The following is a 15752-nucleotide window of genomic DNA, read 5'->3' on the forward strand; positions in this document are numbered from 1 at the left end:
AAGGAGATCTCGTGATCGTTGTAACCGGCGCGAACGGACCCCTCGGCCGCCTCGTCGTCGACCATCTTCTGACCCGGATACCGGCCGGCGAACTGGCCGTCAGCGTCCGCGACCCCGCCCAGGCGACCCGGCCCGCCGACCAGGGCGTCCGGGTGCGCCACGGCGACTTCGACCGGCCCAAAACGCTTCGAGACGCCTTCGCCGGGGCCACCACGGTCCTGATCAACGCCACCAACTACGGCACCGCGTCCGAGACCCGGGCGCGGCAGCAGGCGGCCGCCGTCGACGCCGCGCTGGCGGCGGGGGCCGGCCGCGTCGTGTTCACCGGCTGGCAGGACCTGGACCGCTGCCCGCTCGACTTCGTCCGCGACTTCGCCGCGGCCGAGAAACTCGTCGCCACGTCCGGCACCGGCTGGACGATCCTGCGGATGCTGTACGGCATGGCGGCGTCCCTCGACCGCGACGTCCGGTCGTCAATGGACACCGGTACCCTCACCGCGCCGGCCGGCGACGCCCGCGCCACTCCGGCGGCCGTCACGGACCTCGCCGAGGCGACCGCCAACGTCCTCACCGAGTCGGGCCACGAGGGCCGTACCTATGAACTGACCGGCCCGGACGCGATCAGCTGGCACGACCTGGCATCTCTCGCGAGCACGCTGGCCGGCCGGGAGATCCGCTACCGCCCGGTCTCGGACGAGGAGTGCCGCGCCCAGTGGGCGGCGGCCGGGTGGCCGGCGCCGGCGATCGAGATGCTGATCGCCTACTACGGCGCCTTCCGCTCCGGATGGGCCGACACACCCCGCCCCGACCTGGCGGACCTGCTGCACAGACCGGCGACCTCCTCACTCGACGCGGTCCGGCAGGCGTCACTTTCCTGAGGTCTCAGTCGGTCAGGGCGGTGATCGCGGAGGTCAGGGCGCGGGGGACGTCGCCGATGAGGAGGTGGTGGCCGTCGCGGACGATCTGCCTGCCGGAGACCATGACGTGGCGGACGTCGGCGGGCGAGGCGGCGAAGACGGCCGACTCGGCGAGGTGGCCGGGGGCGGCGCCGGCCAGGCGTACCGAGTCCAGGCCCACGGTCACCAGGTCGGCGTACGAGCCGGGCTCGATGCGGCCCGCCTCGGGCCAGCCCAACGCCGAGTGGCCATTGCAGGTCGCGGCGGCGAGGAGCTCGCCGGCCGTCCAGTTGCCGCGCCTGCGGGTACGGAGGCGCTCGTCGAGCTCGACCGCGCGGGCCTCCTCGAACAGGTCGATCATCGCGTGCTGGTCGGAGCCGAGCGACAGCGGCGACCCGGCGGCGACCAGCTCACGGGCCGGCCCGATGCCGTCGGCGAGGTCGCGTTCGGTGGTCGGGCACATGCACACGCCGCTCTGGCTGGCGCCGAGCAGGCCGATGTCGTCGGCGGTGAGGTGGGTGGCGTGGACGGCGATGGTCCGGCCGCCTAGCGCCCGCTGGTCGGCCAGCAACCGCGTGGGCGTCACGCCGTACGTCTCCAGGCACGCCTCGTTCTCGGCGGGCTGCTCGGACAGGTGGACGTGCAGCGGCGCGCGGCGCTGCCGGGCCCACTGGGCGACGGTGCGGATCTGGTCGCCGGGGACGGCCCGTACGGAGTGGATGGCGGCGCCGATCCGCGCGTGGTCGTCGGCGCGCAACTCCGAGACGCGTTCGGCCCACGCGTCCGCCGTGCCGTCGCCGAACCGCAGCTGCGGGCCCTCCAGGTCCTTGCCGATGCCGCCGGTCAGGTAGCAGGCGTCGAGCAGCGTGATCCGGATGCCGGCCTCGCGGGCGGCCTGCTTCAGGGCGTCGCCGAAGGCGTTCGGGTCGGCGTACGGCGTGCCGCCCGGGGCGTGGTGGACGTAGTGGAACTCGCCGACGCAGCTGATCCCGGCGAGCGCCATCTCGGCGTACACCGCCCGGGCCAGGGCGAGGTAGGAGTCCGGGTCGAGCCGGGCCGCGACCTCGTACATGTGGGTGCGCCAGGTCCAGAAGTCGCCCCGGCCCGCCTGCACCCGCCCGCGCAGCGCCCGGTGGAAGGCGTGGGAGTGCACGTTGGCCATGCCGGGCAGCGTCAGTCCGGGCAGGCGTTCGGCGTTCGGCGGGGCCGGCACGCCCGGGGTGACCCGGACGAGGCGCTCGCCCGCGATCTCGAGGAGGACGTCGGCCGCGACGCGGTCGCCGAGCCAGGCGTGTTCGGCGTGCAGTCTCATCGGGTGACCCGGTCCTGCGGGGCGGCGGCGAGCATCTCGGCCCCGGCGGGACGGCCACCGGTCTCGGCGTGCGGTTTCAGGCCCTTCAGGACGGTGGCGAGGGCCCCGGCCCCTGCGAGGCGGTCACCGATCTCGGCGTGACGTTTCATGGCGTGACCAGGTTCTCCGGGATGGCGGCGAGCGCCTCGACCCCGGCTAAGGCGGTCACCGATCTCGGCGCGCGGTTTCATGGGGTGATCAGGTCCTCCAGAACGGCGGCGAGCGCCCCGACTCGGGTGAGGCGGTCACCGGGCTCGGCGTGACGTTTCATTTCGCGATCAGGTTCTCCAGGACATCGGCGAGGGCCTCGACTCCGGTGAGGCAGTCGGCGGGCTCGGCGTGCTCCTCGGGCGCGTGCGAGACGCCCGTGGGGTTGCGGACGAACAGCATCGCGGTGGGGACGTGCGCGGACAGGATGCCCGCGTCGTGCCCGGCGCCCGTCGGCAGGACGGGCGGCCCGCCGAGGGTCGCGGCGATCCGGTCGCGCAGTTCCGCGTGGAAGTCCACGACCTGCGTGTAGGACTCCTCGGCCAGGGCCACCTCGACGCCGTGCTCGCGGGCGGCCTTCTCTGCGGCGGCGCGGATGTCGGCGACGGTCGCGCGTACGGCGGCGTCGTCCGGCGCGCGGGTGTCGAGCCAGGCCTGGACGGCCGACGGGATGGCGTTGACGCCGTTCGGGGTGACGCGGACCTTGCCCATGGTCGCGACCGCCTCGTGCCGGGTGGCGGCATCGCGGGCGGCCAGCACGGTGTGCGCGAACGGCAGCATGGGGTCACGGCGGTCCGGCAGCAGCGTCGTACCGGCGTGGTTGCCCTGGCCGGTGAAGTCGAACCGCCAGCGGCCGTGCGGCCAGATGGCGCTGGCCACCCCGACGGGCGTTTCGAGGGCCCGGCCCTGTTCGACGTGGAGTTCGACGAAGCAGCCGATTCCCGCGAGGAGGTCGGGATCGGGGCCGATCGCCTCGGGGTCGTGCCCGGCGGCGGCCATGGCGTCGGCCCAGGTCACGCCGTCGCCGTCGCGCAGGGCGCGCGCCCGGACCGGGTCGATCGCGCCGGTCAGGAGGCGGGAGCCGAGGCAGGCGACGCCGAACCGAGCGCCCTCCTCCTCGGCGAAGACGGCGATCCCCAGCGGCCGTACCGGCGTCACGCCGCGCTCGCGCAGCAGGTCGACGGCGGCCAGGGCCGACACGACGCCGAGCGGCCCGTCGAACGCACCGCCGTCCGGCACGGAGTCCAGGTGGCTGCCGGTCAGCACGGCGTCCCGGCGGCCTCCGGGGACGTCCCACCAGGCGAAGAGGTTGCCGTTGCGGTCCTGCTCGAGGGTCAGCCCCCGCCGGCCCGCCTCCTCGGCGAACCAGGCGCGGCACTCCCGTTCGGCGGCCGTCCAGGAGAACCGGCGGTAGCCGCCGCCGGAGACGCGCCCGATCGGGAGCAGGTCCCGCCACATCTCTTCGTAACCCATTCGGTCTCCTCACGCGGCCGCTCCGCTCACCTTCCCATGCCGATGGCAGGCGAGCGGAGCGGAGGGATCGGCCTACCCGCCCGTTCGAAGGAACGGCCTACCGCCCGTTCAAGCGATCGCCGTACCGTCCGTTCAAAACGGTCGGCCTACCGTCCGTTCAAAACGGTCGGCCTACCGTCCGTTCAAAGGGTCGGCCTACTGCTCGTTCATGGGGACGCGGACGCCGCGCTCGGTCGCGACCTCGGTGGCGCGGTCGTAGCCGGCGTCGACGTGCCGGATGACGCCCATGCCCGGGTCGTTGGTCAGCACCCGCTCCAGCTTCTGCGCCGCGAGCGGCGTGCCGTCGGCCACCGAGACCTGCCCGGCGTGGATGGACCGGCCGATGCCGACGCCGCCACCGTGGTGGATCGACACCCAGGACGCGCCGGACGAGGCGTTGACCAGGGCGTTCAGCAGCGGCCAGTCGGCGATCGCGTCGGAGCCGTCGGCCATGGCCTCGGTCTCGCGGTACGGCGAGGCGACGCTGCCGGAGTCGAGGTGGTCGCGGCCGATGACGATCGGCGCGCTGATCTCGCCGGTCTCCACGAGCTTGTTGAACTCCAGGCCGGCCCGGTCGCGCTCGCCGTAGCCGAGCCAGCAGATCCGCGCGGGCAGGCCCTGGAAGTGGACCTTCTCCCCCGCCATCTTGATCCAGCGGGCGAGCTGTTCGTTCTCGGGGAACAGGTCGAGGATCGCCTTGTCCGTACGGGCGATGTCCTTCGGGTCGCCGGACAGCGCCGCCCAGCGGAACGGGCCCTTGCCCTCGCAGAACAGCGGCCGGATGTAGGCGGGCACGAAGCCCGGGAAGTCGAAGGCGCGCGTGTACCCGGCGAGCTCTGCCTCACCGCGGATCGAGTTGCCGTAGTCGAAGACCTCCGCGCCGGCGTCCTGGAACCCGACCATCGCCTCGACGTGCGCGGCCATGGACTCGCGGGCCCGGGTGGTGAAGCCCTCCGGGTCCTTGGCGCGCTCGTCGGCCATGTCCTCGAAGGCGACGCCGCGCGGGAGGTACGTCAGCGGGTCGTGGGCCGAGGTCTGGTCGGTGACGACGTCGATCGGCGCGCCCATCTCCAGCAGCTTCGGCACGATGTCGGCGGCGTTGCCGAGCAGGCCGATGGACAGCGGACGCCGCGCGTCGCGGGCCTCCACGGCCAGCCGCAGCGCCTCGTCGAGGTCGTCGACGCGCACGTCGCAGTACCGGTGCTCGACGCGGCGGTCGATGCGGGTCGGGTCGCACTCGACGCAGATCGCGACGCCGCCGTTCATGGTGACGGCGAGCGGCTGCGCGCCGCCCATGCCGCCGAGCCCGGCGGTGAGCGTGATCGTGCCGGCGAGGGAGCCGCCGAACCGCTTGGCGGCCACGGCCGCGAACGTCTCGTACGTGCCCTGCAGGATGCCCTGCGTGCCGATGTAGATCCACGACCCGGCGGTCATCTGGCCGTACATCGTGAGCCCGAGCGCCTCCAGGCGGCGGAACTCCTCCCAGGTGGCCCACTGCGGGACGAGGTTGGAGTTGGCGATGAGCACGCGCGGCGCCCACTCGTGGGTGCGCATGACGCCGACCGGCTTGCCGGACTGGACGAGCAGCGTCTCGTCCGCCTCGAGCGAGCGCAGCGAGCGGACCATGGCGTCGAACGCGTCCCACGAGCGCGCCGCCCGGCCGGACCCGCCGTACACGATCAGCTCGTCGGGGTGCTCGGCCACCTCCGGGTCGAGGTTGTTCATGAGCATGCGCAGGGCGGCCTCCTGCTGCCAGCCCTTGGTGCTCAGCGTCGTTCCGCGCGGCGCGCGGACGGGGCGAGGACCCATCGTGTGCATCTCCTTACTCAGGCCAGCGGCCCGGTGACGGATTCGGCGGCGGCGACGAGGGAGCCGTCGCGGACGAGGTCGACGGCGGCGGCGATCTCCGGGGCGAGATAGCGGTCGGGGCCGGGCGCGGGCACCCGGGAGCGCAGGGCGGTGACCACCGCGCCGGTGGCCGGGCCGGGTCGCAGCGGCGCCCGCAGGTCGAGGGCGCGGGCGGCGGTGAGGATCTCGATGGCGATGACGCGGGTCAGGCCGTCGACGGCCCGCCGCAGCTTGCGCGCGCCGCTCCAGCCCATCGAGACGTGATCCTCCTGCATGGCGGAGCTGGGGATCGAGTCGACGCTGGCCGGGACCGCGAGCCGCTTGAGCTCCGAGACGATGCCCGCCTGGGTGTACTGCGCGATCATGTGGCCGGAGTCCACGCCCGGGTCGTCCGCGAGGAACGCCGGCAGCCCGTGCGACCGCGCGACGTCCAGCATCCGGTCGCTACGCCGCTCGGAGATCGAGGCGACGTCCGCGACCGGGATGGCGAGGAAGTCCAGCACGTACGCGACGGGCGCGCCGTGGAAGTTGCCGTTGGACTCGACCCGGCCGTCCGGCAGCACGACCGGGTTGTCGATCGCGGAGGCCAGCTCCCGCGAGGCGACGAGGGCCGCGTGGTCGAGGGTGTCGCGGGCGGCGCCGTGGACCTGCGGCGAGCAGCGCAGCGAGTAGGCGTCCTGCACGCGGTTGCAGTGGGGGCCGCGGTGCGACTCCATGATCGCCGAGTCGGCGAGCAGGGCCCGCAGGTTGGCGGCGCTGACGCCCTGGCCCGGGTGCGGCCGCAGTTCCTGCAGGTCGGCGGCGAAGACCCGGTCGGTGCCGAGCTGCGCCTCGACGCTCATCGCGGCGGCGACGTCGGCGGCCTTGAGCAGGCCGCGCAGGTCCTCGATGGCCAGGGCGAGCATGCCGAGCATGCCGTCGGTGCCGTTGAGCAGGGCCAGGCCCTCCTTGGCGACGAGCCTCAGCGGTTCGATGCCCGCCTCGGCGAGCGCCTCGGCGGCGGGGCGCAGCCGCCCGTCGGCGTCGCGCACCTCGCCCTCGCCGATCAGGGCGAGGGCCACGTGCGAGAGCGGCGCCAGGTCGCCGGAGCAGCCGAGGCTGCCGTACTCGTACACGATCGGCGTGATCCCCGCGTTGAGCAGCGCGGCGAGGGTCTCGGCGGTCACCGGACGCACGCCGGTACGCCCGGTGGCGAGCGTGCTCAGCCGCAGCAGCATCATCGCCCGGACGACCTCGGCCTCCACCTCCGGGCCGGAACCGGCGGCGTGCGAGCGGACGATGTTCAGCTGCAGCTTGGCCCGCAGGTCCTCGTGGATGTGCCGGGTGGCCAGCGCGCCGAAGCCGGTCGAGATGCCGTACGCGGGCGTGGGCCGCGCGGCGAGCTCGTCGACGTACGCCCGGGCGACGGCGATCGCCTTGAGGGCCTCATCGGTCAGCGTGACCCGCGCGCCGTGCCGGGCGACGGCCACGACCTGGTCGAAGGCGAGCGGCCCCACCCCGACGTCGACGGACCCACCATTGGTCGTATCCATGCATCTATTGGACTCGACGCGTCCGGCGGCCGGGACCCGGGGGGCGGCCCTGGTGTCTGAGATGCGAGACTCTGACCTGAGGGAGGGTGGAATGGCCGCCGAACAGGTGCCCGCGGCGCGGCGCGCGCTGGCCGTTCTCCGGCTGCTCGCGTCCTCCGCCCGGCCACTCGCCGCCTCCGCGATCGCCCGGGAGCTCTCGCTGCCGCGGTCCAGCACGTACCACCTGCTCACCGCCATGGCCGAGGACGGCTTCGTCACCTACCTGCCCGAGGACCGGCTGTGGGGCCTGGGTGTGACGGCGTTCGAGATCGGCTCGGCGTACCTGCGGCAGGGGCCCCTCGAACGGCTGGCCCGCCCCCTGCTCGTCCGCCTCGTCGACCGGCTCGGCGAGATCGGCCAGCTGGGCGTGCTGCACGGCGCCGAGACGCTGTACCTGCTGAAGGAGCAGCCCCGGCACCACGCGACGCTGGTCACGGACGTCGGCGTACGGCTACCGGCGTACCTCACCGCCAGTGGCCGGTCGATGCTGGCCCACCTGCCGGCCGTGCAGGTGCGCGCGCTGTTCCCCGGGGCCTTCGTCGACCGCACCGGTGCCGGTCCGACGTCCCTGCGCGAGCTGCGGCGGCTGCTCGCCGAGGACGCCCGGCGCGGCTGGGCGATCGAGGACGGTCACGTGACCGAGGGGTTCGCCAGCATCGCGGCGTGCAGCTTCGACCACGTCGGCCGCCCGGCCGCCGCGATCACCGTGACGTTCCGGCGCGAGACCCGGGACGAGGACGAGTGGCCGGACATCGCCGCCCGCGTCCGCGAGGCGGCGGCCGAGCTGACACGCCGCCTCGGCGGCCACATCCCGGTATGACCGCGGATATCCGGTCGACCGCGTTGATCGCGATCGTTACGCTGGGTCCACCCTGCGGCTGCTGAACCCGGGGAGCACGTCGCCGGACCCACTCCGGCGGCATCCCGTGCGTCATCGATCCACGGATGGCGGCGCCATCCACCCATGCCCTCCCACCAGCAGCAATCAGGAAGTCCTCATGACCATCGCCAAGCGGCGGACCCTCGCCTCCTCTCCCGACCCCCGGCTCGTCCGCGTCGACGACGACTGGCTCACCCTGCCGAACCGGTGGGACGTCCCCATCGACATCTGCGCCGGGCCGGACGTGCCCATCGAGTCCAGCGCGATCGACGAGATCCTCACCGTGCTGGACACCGCCGGCACGCTCGACCGGCTCTCGGCGGCGACCGGCCACTCCGGCGCGGCGATCGACCGGGTCGTCCTCACCCCCGACCTGCACAAGGGCGCGGGCATCCCGATCGGCACCGTGCTGCGGAGCCACGGCGCGCTGATCCCCCAGGCGGTCGGCAACGACATCAACTGCGGCATGCGGCTGGAGACGACGTCGCTGACCGTCGACCGGGTGCGCCCGTGCCTGGACGCGCTGGAGCGGCGGCTCCGGCACCTGTTCTTCGAGGGCGGGCGGCGGATCGCCCTGTCCGGCGTGCAGCGCGAGGCGCTGCTGCGCGACGGCCTGCCCGGGCTCCTGGACGCCGGGGACCCGGTCGCCGACGGGGTATGGCCGGCCCTGCGGCCCGGTGACGCCGATGCCGGGCGGATCCACGCGGCCCGGTACCCGACCACGACCGCGGAGGCGTTCCGGGACTGGATCGACAGCGCGGGCGGCACCAGTTACGACAGCATCATCGGCAGCGTCGGCGGCGGGAACCACTTCGCGGAGCTGCAGTACGTCGCGGCCGTGCACGACCGGCAGGCCGCGTACGCCTGGGGCTTCACGCCCGGCCAGGTGGTGCTGATGGTGCACAGCGGCTCGCTGTCCCTGGGACACCAGGCCAACGCCACCGGGCTGGAACAGGCGAAGGCGATGTGGCCACGCGGCGTGCCGCTGCCGGACAACGGCATCCTCCCGATGCTGCTGGACGAGCGGTCCGAGGGGGCGCGGCGGCGGTATCTCGACGCGTTCGGCAACGCGGCGAACTTCGCCGTCGGCAACCGGTTCTTCCTCGCGCTCATGATGCGCATCGGGCTGGCCGCCGAGTGCGGGGAGCTCTCGGGCGACGTGGTGTACGACGCTCCGCACAACCTGCTCTGGCAGGGCGACGACGGCCACGTCGTCCACCGGAAGGGCGCGACGCCGGCGGGTGGATACGCCGAGGCGGCCGGCGGGCCGTACGCGATGTGGGGCGAGCCGGTCATCGTGCCGGGCTCGATGGGCGCGGCCAGCTACGTGCTGCGCGGGCATGGGAACCCGCGCACGCTGGCGAGCGCCTGCCACGGCGCGGGCCGCCGTGTCCCCCGCGGTGCCGCCTCACGCGGAGGCGACGCCGACCTGGACGCCTTCCTGCGGGACTTCCGGGTCGTCACGCCCCTCGACCACCACGACCCGGCCGTGACCCGCCGGTCGGACGTGATGGCCGCGTGGCGCCGTGACCTCAAGCAGGAGGCGCCCTGGGTCTACAAGGACATCGGCCCGGTCGTGTCCAGCCTGGGCCGGGCGGGCGTCGCCGACCCGGTCGTCGAGCTCCGCCCGCTGCTCACCGTCAAGGGCTGATCGGCGCGGCGGCCTACTGGGACTTCACCGCGTTGAGCGCGTTGACGGCGGCGGTGCCGAGGACCGGGCCGAAGTTGATGTGGCTGGCCATAGAGTTCTGGAAGCTGTTGAGCCCGATGATGTATCCCCAGCCGCGGGAGAGCTGGAGGTCGTAGAGGGACGGCCCGCCGCTGGCGCCGTGGCCCATGTCGCAGGAGATCTCCTGGTACGCGGGTGTCGTCACCTCGCCGACGCAGAAGCGCAGGTCGTGGGCGTTCGGGTCGATGTCGGAGCGGGCGGGGTGGGTGTCCTGGGGGTAGCCGAAGGAGCGGACGTCCGGCCACAGGCGGCCGCTGTTGGAGTCGCTGAACTGGTAACCCTGCTGGCCCACGACGTCTCCGACCTTGCTGCCGGAGTTGTTGTTGTACAGGGCGATGGCGGCCATGTCATACATGCTGTCGCCGCCGTCGTAGTAGCCGTTCGGGGCCGCCCAGGCCTTGCCGGACCAGGTGCCGTACGGCCACTCGGCGTCGTGGTAGTCCGGGGCGAAGAGGAACTTCGAGTACCAGTGCTTCTTGCCGTCGGTGACGCAGTGCCCGGCCGTCCAGATCGTGCTGCGGTTGTTCGACGCGATCGTGGTCGCCGTGCACCAGTGGCCCTCGCCCGACGTGTCGGTGAAGTACAGCTTGCCGATGGTCGTCGCGGGCATCACGCCGTGCGAGGCCCAGACCTTGGACTGCCAGAAGTACGTCAGCGCCTGCGGTGTGACGGTCCCCGGAGCGGCTGCGGAGCCTGCGGGCAGGCTGCCCGGGCTGCTCTGCGAGATTCCCGACGACGGCGGGCTGGACGGGGTGGTGGAGGTGTCGGTGGGGTCGGCGGCGGGAGTGGCGGCGGCCATGCGTTCGGGCGTCCAGTAGTCGGCGCCGTCGGCCGCGCTGGGACTCGCCTTCCCGGTGCCGCCGATGACGGCGTCCGCCGGGGAGCCGGCGTGGGCGGTTCCGGTGGCGACGGTGAGAGACAGGGCGGTCGTGGCGAGCAGGGCGCCGATGGACCTGAGTCGACGTGGCACGGTGTCCCCTTAACGATCATGGACGTAGTGCACACAGTCGACTTGATCTTGGTGGCGGTCCGGCGACCGGAAGATGATCATTGCGTGACTTGATCAACCAGTCAGTGCCGGTGGCACCCCGTCACGACACCGGCCTCACTCGAGGAGGCCGGTCCGCTGCAGCCAGTCCTTGGCCACCGCCGTGGGGTCGACCTGGTTGACCGAGACCTTGGTGTTCATGGTCAGCAGGTCCTCGGTGGTCAGCTTGGCCGAGACGGCGTCCAGCGCGGCCCGCCCGGCGGTGTTGAGCGCCGACCGGTAGACCAGCGGAGTGACGTTCTGCGCGCTGAAGAGGTGCTTCGGATCGGCGAGGACGACGAAGTGGTTCTCGGCGATCGCGGGCTCGGTCGTGAAGAGGTTCGCCGCCTGGATGACGTCGTTCCCGAGCTGCTGGATCATGGTGTCGCGGTCCCCGGTCTCGAACGGCTGGTAGCTGCGGAACCCCAGCCCGTACGTTCCGCGCAGCCCGACGAGGCCCTGGTGCCGGGTCTGGAACTCCGGTGGCCCGCCCATCACGAGCCGGCCCGCGATCGGGGCGAGATCGGCGATGGTGCGCAGGTGGTACTGGTCGGCGGTCCTCTTGGACACCGTGACCGAGTCCTTGTCCTCCGCCCGCGCCGAGGCGAGCATCTGGAGCTGGGGCGGCAGCACGCGTCTCAGCACCGCGTTGACCTCGTCCGTGCCGACCGCCTCGCCGGTGTGGTCGAGCGACTCGGCGAGCGCGCCGTTGTACTCCGGCATCACCTGGATCTGTCCCGACGCGACCTGACTGAAGTAGGTCTCGCGGTCGCCCAGGTCGAATCTCCGGATGACCCTGATGCGCTTCGCCTCGAGCGCCTGCGCGTAGATCTCGGCGAGCAGGTGGCTCTCGGGAAAGTTGGCCGAGCCGACCGTGACCGTGGGAGGGGCGGAGGGAGGTGTCACGTGCCGGTGGTGCCGGCCGTCGGGGTTCAGGACGAACGCCATCGCCGAGCCGCCGATGGCGACGACGGCGACACCGGCCGCCATCAGCGCCCGGCCCCGGCCGCGCCACCACCGTCGCGACGGTGGCACCGGGGCCGGGTGCCGCGGGGTGAACCGATCCGGCCGGTCGACGGTCAGCCGATCGGCGCGCAGGAGCCCCTCCGGTGCGCCGGCCGTGGCCGGGGCCGCCTCCGCGTAACCGAGCAGCCGCAGCAGGACGTCGCGGGCCTCCGGCCGCCGCTCCGGATCCTTGGCCAGGCACCGGCCGATCACGTCACGGAACGGCCATGGAACGCCGTCGAGGCCGGGCTCGTCGTGGAGGATCCGGTTGAGCACCGTGGCGACGGAATCGGTGCCGAACGGCGGCCGCCCGGTCGCGGCGAACGTCATCGTCGCCGCCCAGCCGAAGACGTCGGCCGGCGCGCCCGGCCGGTCTCCGTCCAGCCGCTCCGGCGCGGTGTACGCGGGGGTGCCGACGAGCCCGCTGGTGGTCGTCGCATCGGTGTCCAGCGCCCGCGCGATGCCGAAATCGATCACTCGTGGCCCGTCCGCGCCGATGAGAACGTTGTGCGGCGTGAAGTCCCGGTGCAGGACGCCGGCCTGGTGGGTGGCCGCGAGCGCCGACGCCGTGCCGACCATCAGCCGCTGGAGTGCGCCGCCGCTCAGCGGGCCGTCGGTCTCGACGAGCGTCTGCAACGACGGGCCGTCGATGTACTCGGTGACGATGTAGGGACGGTCGCCGTCCATGCCGAAATCGAGGACCTTCGCGGTGCAGAAGTCCGCCACCCGCCGCACCAGGGCCATCTGATCGCGTAATTCGGCCTGCGCCGCGGCGCCGCGCAGCAGCCGGGCGTGCAGGAGCTTGACGGCGACCCGGCCACCGTCGCCGTCCACGGCGAGGTAGACGACGCCCTGACCGCCCTCGCCCAGCCGCCCGGTGAGCCGGTGGTCGCCGACCCGGTCGGGATCTTCGGGGCGCAGCGGATCGATGTCGCGCATCGCACTTCCCTTCCCCGGAATATGCGCAAGCCGGGACCATTGTCACCCAGTGAAACGGATCAGAGCTCCCTGTCACGGCCGGGAAAATGCGGGAATTCTCGTCGGTTTCTCGACGAGCAGGCTCATGCCGAGGATCGACGGGCGTGAGGCTCGGCAAAGACAGCCAAAGGGCGCACGCTCTTTATGCGGCAAATCCGGAATTGCCACATAGGGGGTGGTCAGGCGGGCGGTTCCAGGCCTAGCGAGCGGACGAGGTCGCACATCTCCGCGCGGTACAGCGCCGCCGGGTCCTTGGCCAGCGGGCCGATGTGCCCGTAGATCTCCAGGGCCACCAGGCCGTGCATGCGGCCCCAGACGCGCAGCGCCAGCGCGACGGCGGCCGGGGGCAGGCCGGGGAACTCCCCCTGGACCTGCGCGACCAGGTCCGGGTCGAAGTCGGACCAGTCGTAGTCGCCGTCGTGCAGGGCCTCGGCCTGCGGCCACGCGGCGGCCACCAGGCCGGTCAGGCCGCCGCAGGCCCGATGGTTCGCCTCACGCGCCGCCCCGCCCTCGGGCGGCCGGTATCCCGGGACGGGATCGCCGTAGATGAGCCGGAAGCCCTCTGGATTGGCCAGCGCCCACTCGCGGACGGCCTGGGCCCAGGCCACGACGCGGCCTCCGGGATCGGCCTCCGGGACGGCGTCGCGGGCGGCCTCCGCCCGGTCGACCAGCTCGGTGTAGACGTCGGAGATCAGCGTGGTGATCAGGTCGTCGCGGGTGGCGAAGTAGCTGTAGATGGCCCCGGCGGTCATCCCCATCTCGCGGGCGATGGCGCGCAGCGAGATGGCGTCGGGCCCACCGGCCGCCATCAGCCGGAGCGCGATCTCCTTGATCTCTCGCGTCGTCTCGGCGCGGAGCCGGGCCCGCCGGCTGATCGTCTGCTCTCCCACCCTTGACAGGCTACAGCGTTGCGCTACTGTTCGCCGTGTCGATATTGAACGCCGTGTAGTAAATCTACGGCGAAGAGGAGCGTGGTCTGGACATGTCCCGTCACCGGGCCGGCCCGAGGCTGGCCCTGCTGGCATTCACCCAGCTCATCGTGGCTTTGGACTACAACATCGTGTACGTCGCCCTGCCCGACATCGGCCGGGCGCTCGGCTTCACCGCCCAGTCCGTGCAGTGGGTGGTCAGTGCCTACGCCGTCGGGCTCGGCGGCCTCCTGCTCTTCGGCGGCCGCGCCGTCGACCGGCTCGGCGCCCGGCGGATGTTCACGCTGGGACTCGTCCTGTACGGCGTGGCGTCCCTGGCCGGGGGCCTCGCCTCGGGCCCCGGCCTGCTGGTCGCCGCCCGGGCGGTCCAGGGAGCCGGCGGAGCCCTGCTCACCCCCGCGACGCTCGCGTTGATCTTCACCGGGTTCGCGGAGGGGCCCGAGCGCAACCGGGCCATGGGTGCCTGGGGCATGGCGGGCAGCGCCGGCCTGGCCGCCGGTTCGCTGCTCGGCGGCGTCCTCACGAACTACCTGGGCTGGAAGTGGGTGTTCTTCGTCAACGTGCCGCTCGCCCTGGGCGCGGCGCTGGCCGGACGCCGGCTGCTGGAGGCCGACCCGCCGCGCAGGTCGGGCTGGGCGGGCTTCGACGTGCCTGGAGCGCTGCTGGCCACCGCGGGGTCGGCGCTGCTGGTGCTCGGCCTGGCGAGCGGCCCGGAGGCCGGGTGGGGCTCGCTTCGCGGCGCCGGGTCCCTGACCGCCGGCGCGGCGCTGCTGGCGCTGCTGCTGCTCGTCGAGTCGCGCACCGCCGATCCCCTCGTACCGCTGCGCCTGCTGCGCAACCGGGGGCTCGCCACCACCATGGCGGTGATCGCCGTCTTCCAGGCCACGCTCGGCGGCGGCTACTACGTGCTCACCACCTACCTGCAGCCCGTCCTCGGCTACAGCGCGCTGGAGGCGGGGCTGGCCTTCCTGCCCCTCACGCTGGTCTGCATGGGCGCGGCGCTGAAGGCCGCGCCCATGATGCTCGGCCGGTGGGGCTTCCGCGCCACGCTGTGCCTCGGGATGCTCGGCGCCGGCGTGGGGATCGCCGCGCTCGTCGCCGGCACGTCGGCGCACGGGACCTTCTGGGCCCTGCTACCCGGCAGCGTGCTGTGGGGCTTCTTCGGCGGCGTCGCCTTCGTCGCGGTGTTCGTCGCCGCCGGGTCCGGCGTGGCCCCGGCCGAGCAGGGCGTCGCGTCCGGGCTGGCCACGACCGCCAAGGAGATCGGCGGCGCGATGGGGCTGGCCGTCTTCGTCGCCGTGGCCAACGCGGGCCTGGGCGCGGACCGGGCCCCGGCCCGCGTCCTCGGCGGCCTGCACACCGCCGGCTGGACGGCGGCCGCCGTGACGGCCGCCGGCGGGCTGATCGCCCTCATCCTCAAGCGTCCCTCGGCGTCCGCGCCGCAGGACACCACCACCATCGAAACACTGGAAGGAATCGGGTCATGAGCGAGACCGTCGACCTCATCACGCAGTACCTGGAGATCTGGAACGAGCGGGACGACGCCCGCCGGGACGCCCTCATCAAGGCGGTCCTGACGGAGGACTCGACCTACTCCGACCCCGACTACGCCCGCATCGAGGGCCACGCCGCGCTCTCCACCGCCATCGCCAACGCCCACGAGAAGTTCGGCACCCTCGTCTTCACCCTGGGCGAGGTCATCGGCGCCCACCACGACACCGTCCTGTTCACCTGGCGACTCGGCCCGGCCGGTTCGGACGAGGCGGTGGCGACCGGTCACGACGTGATGGAGTTCGCCGCCGGCCGCGTCCACCGGGTCGTCGGCTACTTCTGACCGATGTCGTGACGCCGTACGGACGTCCCGAGACGTCTTCGGGACGTCCGTACGGCGCCCGTCCACCGCGTACGGCCGTCCTGATCGGAGGACGACCGTACGGGACCGGTGCACCGGGTGCGACCGCTCGCGGTCGGCGAGCGGCCGCGCGGTGCCCGGGTGTCGGCGAGATCGACGACGCAGCCGGGTGAGCGCCCGGCCGAC

General features: G+C 73.1%; 13 protein-coding genes. 5 read left to right on the top strand and 8 right to left on the bottom strand.

The annotated features are described in order from the left end of the window. Positions 1-11 precede the first annotated feature (11 nt). Positions 12-878 carry an NAD(P)H-binding protein gene (locus ABEA24_RS42220; protein WP_345439281.1) on the top strand — a complete coding sequence of 289 codons (867 nt, stop codon included), beginning with the start codon at positions 12-14 and terminating at the stop codon, positions 876-878. A gap of 4 nt (positions 879-882) precedes the next feature. Here the strand turns inward: ABEA24_RS42220 and ABEA24_RS42225 are convergent, their stop codons facing one another. The 5 genes from ABEA24_RS42225 to hutH form a co-directional block, all read right to left on the bottom strand. Beyond that, positions 883-2208 carry a formimidoylglutamate deiminase gene (locus ABEA24_RS42225; RefSeq protein ID WP_345439282.1) on the bottom strand — a complete coding sequence of 442 codons (1326 nt, stop codon included), beginning with the start codon at positions 2206-2208 and terminating at the stop codon, positions 883-885. Then, entirely contained in the window at positions 2205-2357 is a 153-nt protein-coding gene (locus ABEA24_RS42230) for a hypothetical protein (protein WP_345439284.1), read from the bottom strand. The genes ABEA24_RS42225 and ABEA24_RS42230 overlap by 4 nt, the downstream gene beginning before the upstream one ends. A 157-nt stretch (positions 2358-2514) precedes the next feature. Next, positions 2515-3708, bottom strand: a complete 1194-nt coding sequence (locus ABEA24_RS42235) for an allantoate amidohydrolase (RefSeq protein WP_345439286.1) — start codon at positions 3706-3708, stop codon at positions 2515-2517. Between the two features lie 195 nt (positions 3709-3903). Next, positions 3904-5556, bottom strand: coding sequence for a urocanate hydratase (gene hutU, locus ABEA24_RS42240; RefSeq protein ID WP_345439288.1), 1653 nt, complete (start codon positions 5554-5556; stop codon positions 3904-3906). 17 nt (positions 5557-5573) lie between these two features. Next, positions 5574-7127 (bottom strand): histidine ammonia-lyase, encoded by a 1554-nt coding sequence (gene hutH, locus ABEA24_RS42245; protein WP_345439290.1) that lies wholly within the window; start codon positions 7125-7127, stop codon positions 5574-5576. A gap of 91 nt (positions 7128-7218) precedes the next feature. On the opposite strand from hutH, the gene ABEA24_RS42250 reads away from it, so the two are divergent. Next, positions 7219-7986, top strand: coding sequence for an IclR family transcriptional regulator (locus tag ABEA24_RS42250; RefSeq protein WP_345439292.1), 768 nt, complete (start codon positions 7219-7221; stop codon positions 7984-7986). Positions 7987-8164: 178 nt separating this feature from the next. Then, entirely contained in the window at positions 8165-9697 is a 1533-nt protein-coding gene (locus ABEA24_RS42255) for an RtcB family protein (RefSeq protein WP_345439294.1), read from the top strand. Between the two features lie 13 nt (positions 9698-9710). Here ABEA24_RS42255 and ABEA24_RS42260 read toward each other — a convergent pair whose 3' ends face one another. From ABEA24_RS42260 to ABEA24_RS42270, 3 genes are all read right to left on the bottom strand, one after another. Continuing rightward, positions 9711-10745, bottom strand: coding sequence for a trypsin-like serine peptidase (locus ABEA24_RS42260; RefSeq protein WP_345439296.1), 1035 nt, complete (start codon positions 10743-10745; stop codon positions 9711-9713). A gap of 135 nt (positions 10746-10880) precedes the next feature. Next, positions 10881-12746, bottom strand: coding sequence for a glycine betaine ABC transporter substrate-binding protein (locus tag ABEA24_RS42265; protein ID WP_345439298.1), 1866 nt, complete (start codon positions 12744-12746; stop codon positions 10881-10883). Between the two features lie 218 nt (positions 12747-12964). After that, positions 12965-13675 carry a TetR/AcrR family transcriptional regulator gene (locus ABEA24_RS42270; RefSeq protein WP_345439300.1) on the bottom strand — a complete coding sequence of 237 codons (711 nt, stop codon included), beginning with the start codon at positions 13673-13675 and terminating at the stop codon, positions 12965-12967. A 92-nt stretch (positions 13676-13767) separates the two neighbouring features. Here ABEA24_RS42270 and ABEA24_RS42275 point away from each other — a divergent pair, with 92 nt between their 5' ends. Continuing rightward, positions 13768-15201 (top strand): MFS transporter, encoded by a 1434-nt coding sequence (locus ABEA24_RS42275; protein WP_345439302.1) that lies wholly within the window; start codon positions 13768-13770, stop codon positions 15199-15201. Continuing rightward, positions 15198-15548, top strand: coding sequence for a nuclear transport factor 2 family protein (locus ABEA24_RS42280; protein WP_345439304.1), 351 nt, complete (start codon positions 15198-15200; stop codon positions 15546-15548). Before ABEA24_RS42275 ends, ABEA24_RS42280 begins: the two co-directional genes overlap by 4 nt. Positions 15549-15752 lie beyond the last annotated feature (204 nt).

Source organism: Actinoallomurus vinaceus, from assembly GCF_039542055.1.
GTDB lineage: Bacteria > Actinomycetota > Actinomycetes > Streptosporangiales > Streptosporangiaceae > Actinoallomurus > Actinoallomurus vinaceus.

Coding starts and splice junctions, on each gene's coding strand:
- ABEA24_RS42225 (WP_345439282.1), bottom strand. CDS start 2,208: ATGAGACTGCACGCCGAACACGCCTGGCTCGGCGACCGCGTCGCGGCC.
- ABEA24_RS42230 (WP_345439284.1), bottom strand. CDS start 2,357: ATGAAACGTCACGCCGAGATCGGTGACCGCCTCGCAGGGGCCGGGGCC.
- ABEA24_RS42235 (WP_345439286.1), bottom strand. CDS start 3,708: ATGGGTTACGAAGAGATGTGGCGGGACCTGCTCCCGATCGGGCGCGTC.
- hutU (WP_345439288.1), bottom strand. CDS start 5,556: ATGGGTCCTCGCCCCGTCCGCGCGCCGCGCGGAACGACGCTGAGCACC.
- hutH (WP_345439290.1), bottom strand. CDS start 7,127: ATGGATACGACCAATGGTGGGTCCGTCGACGTCGGGGTGGGGCCGCTC.
- ABEA24_RS42250 (WP_345439292.1), top strand. CDS start 7,219: ATGGCCGCCGAACAGGTGCCCGCGGCGCGGCGCGCGCTGGCCGTTCTC.
- ABEA24_RS42255 (WP_345439294.1), top strand. CDS start 8,165: ATGACCATCGCCAAGCGGCGGACCCTCGCCTCCTCTCCCGACCCCCGG.
- ABEA24_RS42265 (WP_345439298.1), bottom strand. CDS start 12,746: ATGCGCGACATCGATCCGCTGCGCCCCGAAGATCCCGACCGGGTCGGC.
- ABEA24_RS42275 (WP_345439302.1), top strand. CDS start 13,768: ATGTCCCGTCACCGGGCCGGCCCGAGGCTGGCCCTGCTGGCATTCACC.
- ABEA24_RS42280 (WP_345439304.1), top strand. CDS start 15,198: ATGAGCGAGACCGTCGACCTCATCACGCAGTACCTGGAGATCTGGAAC.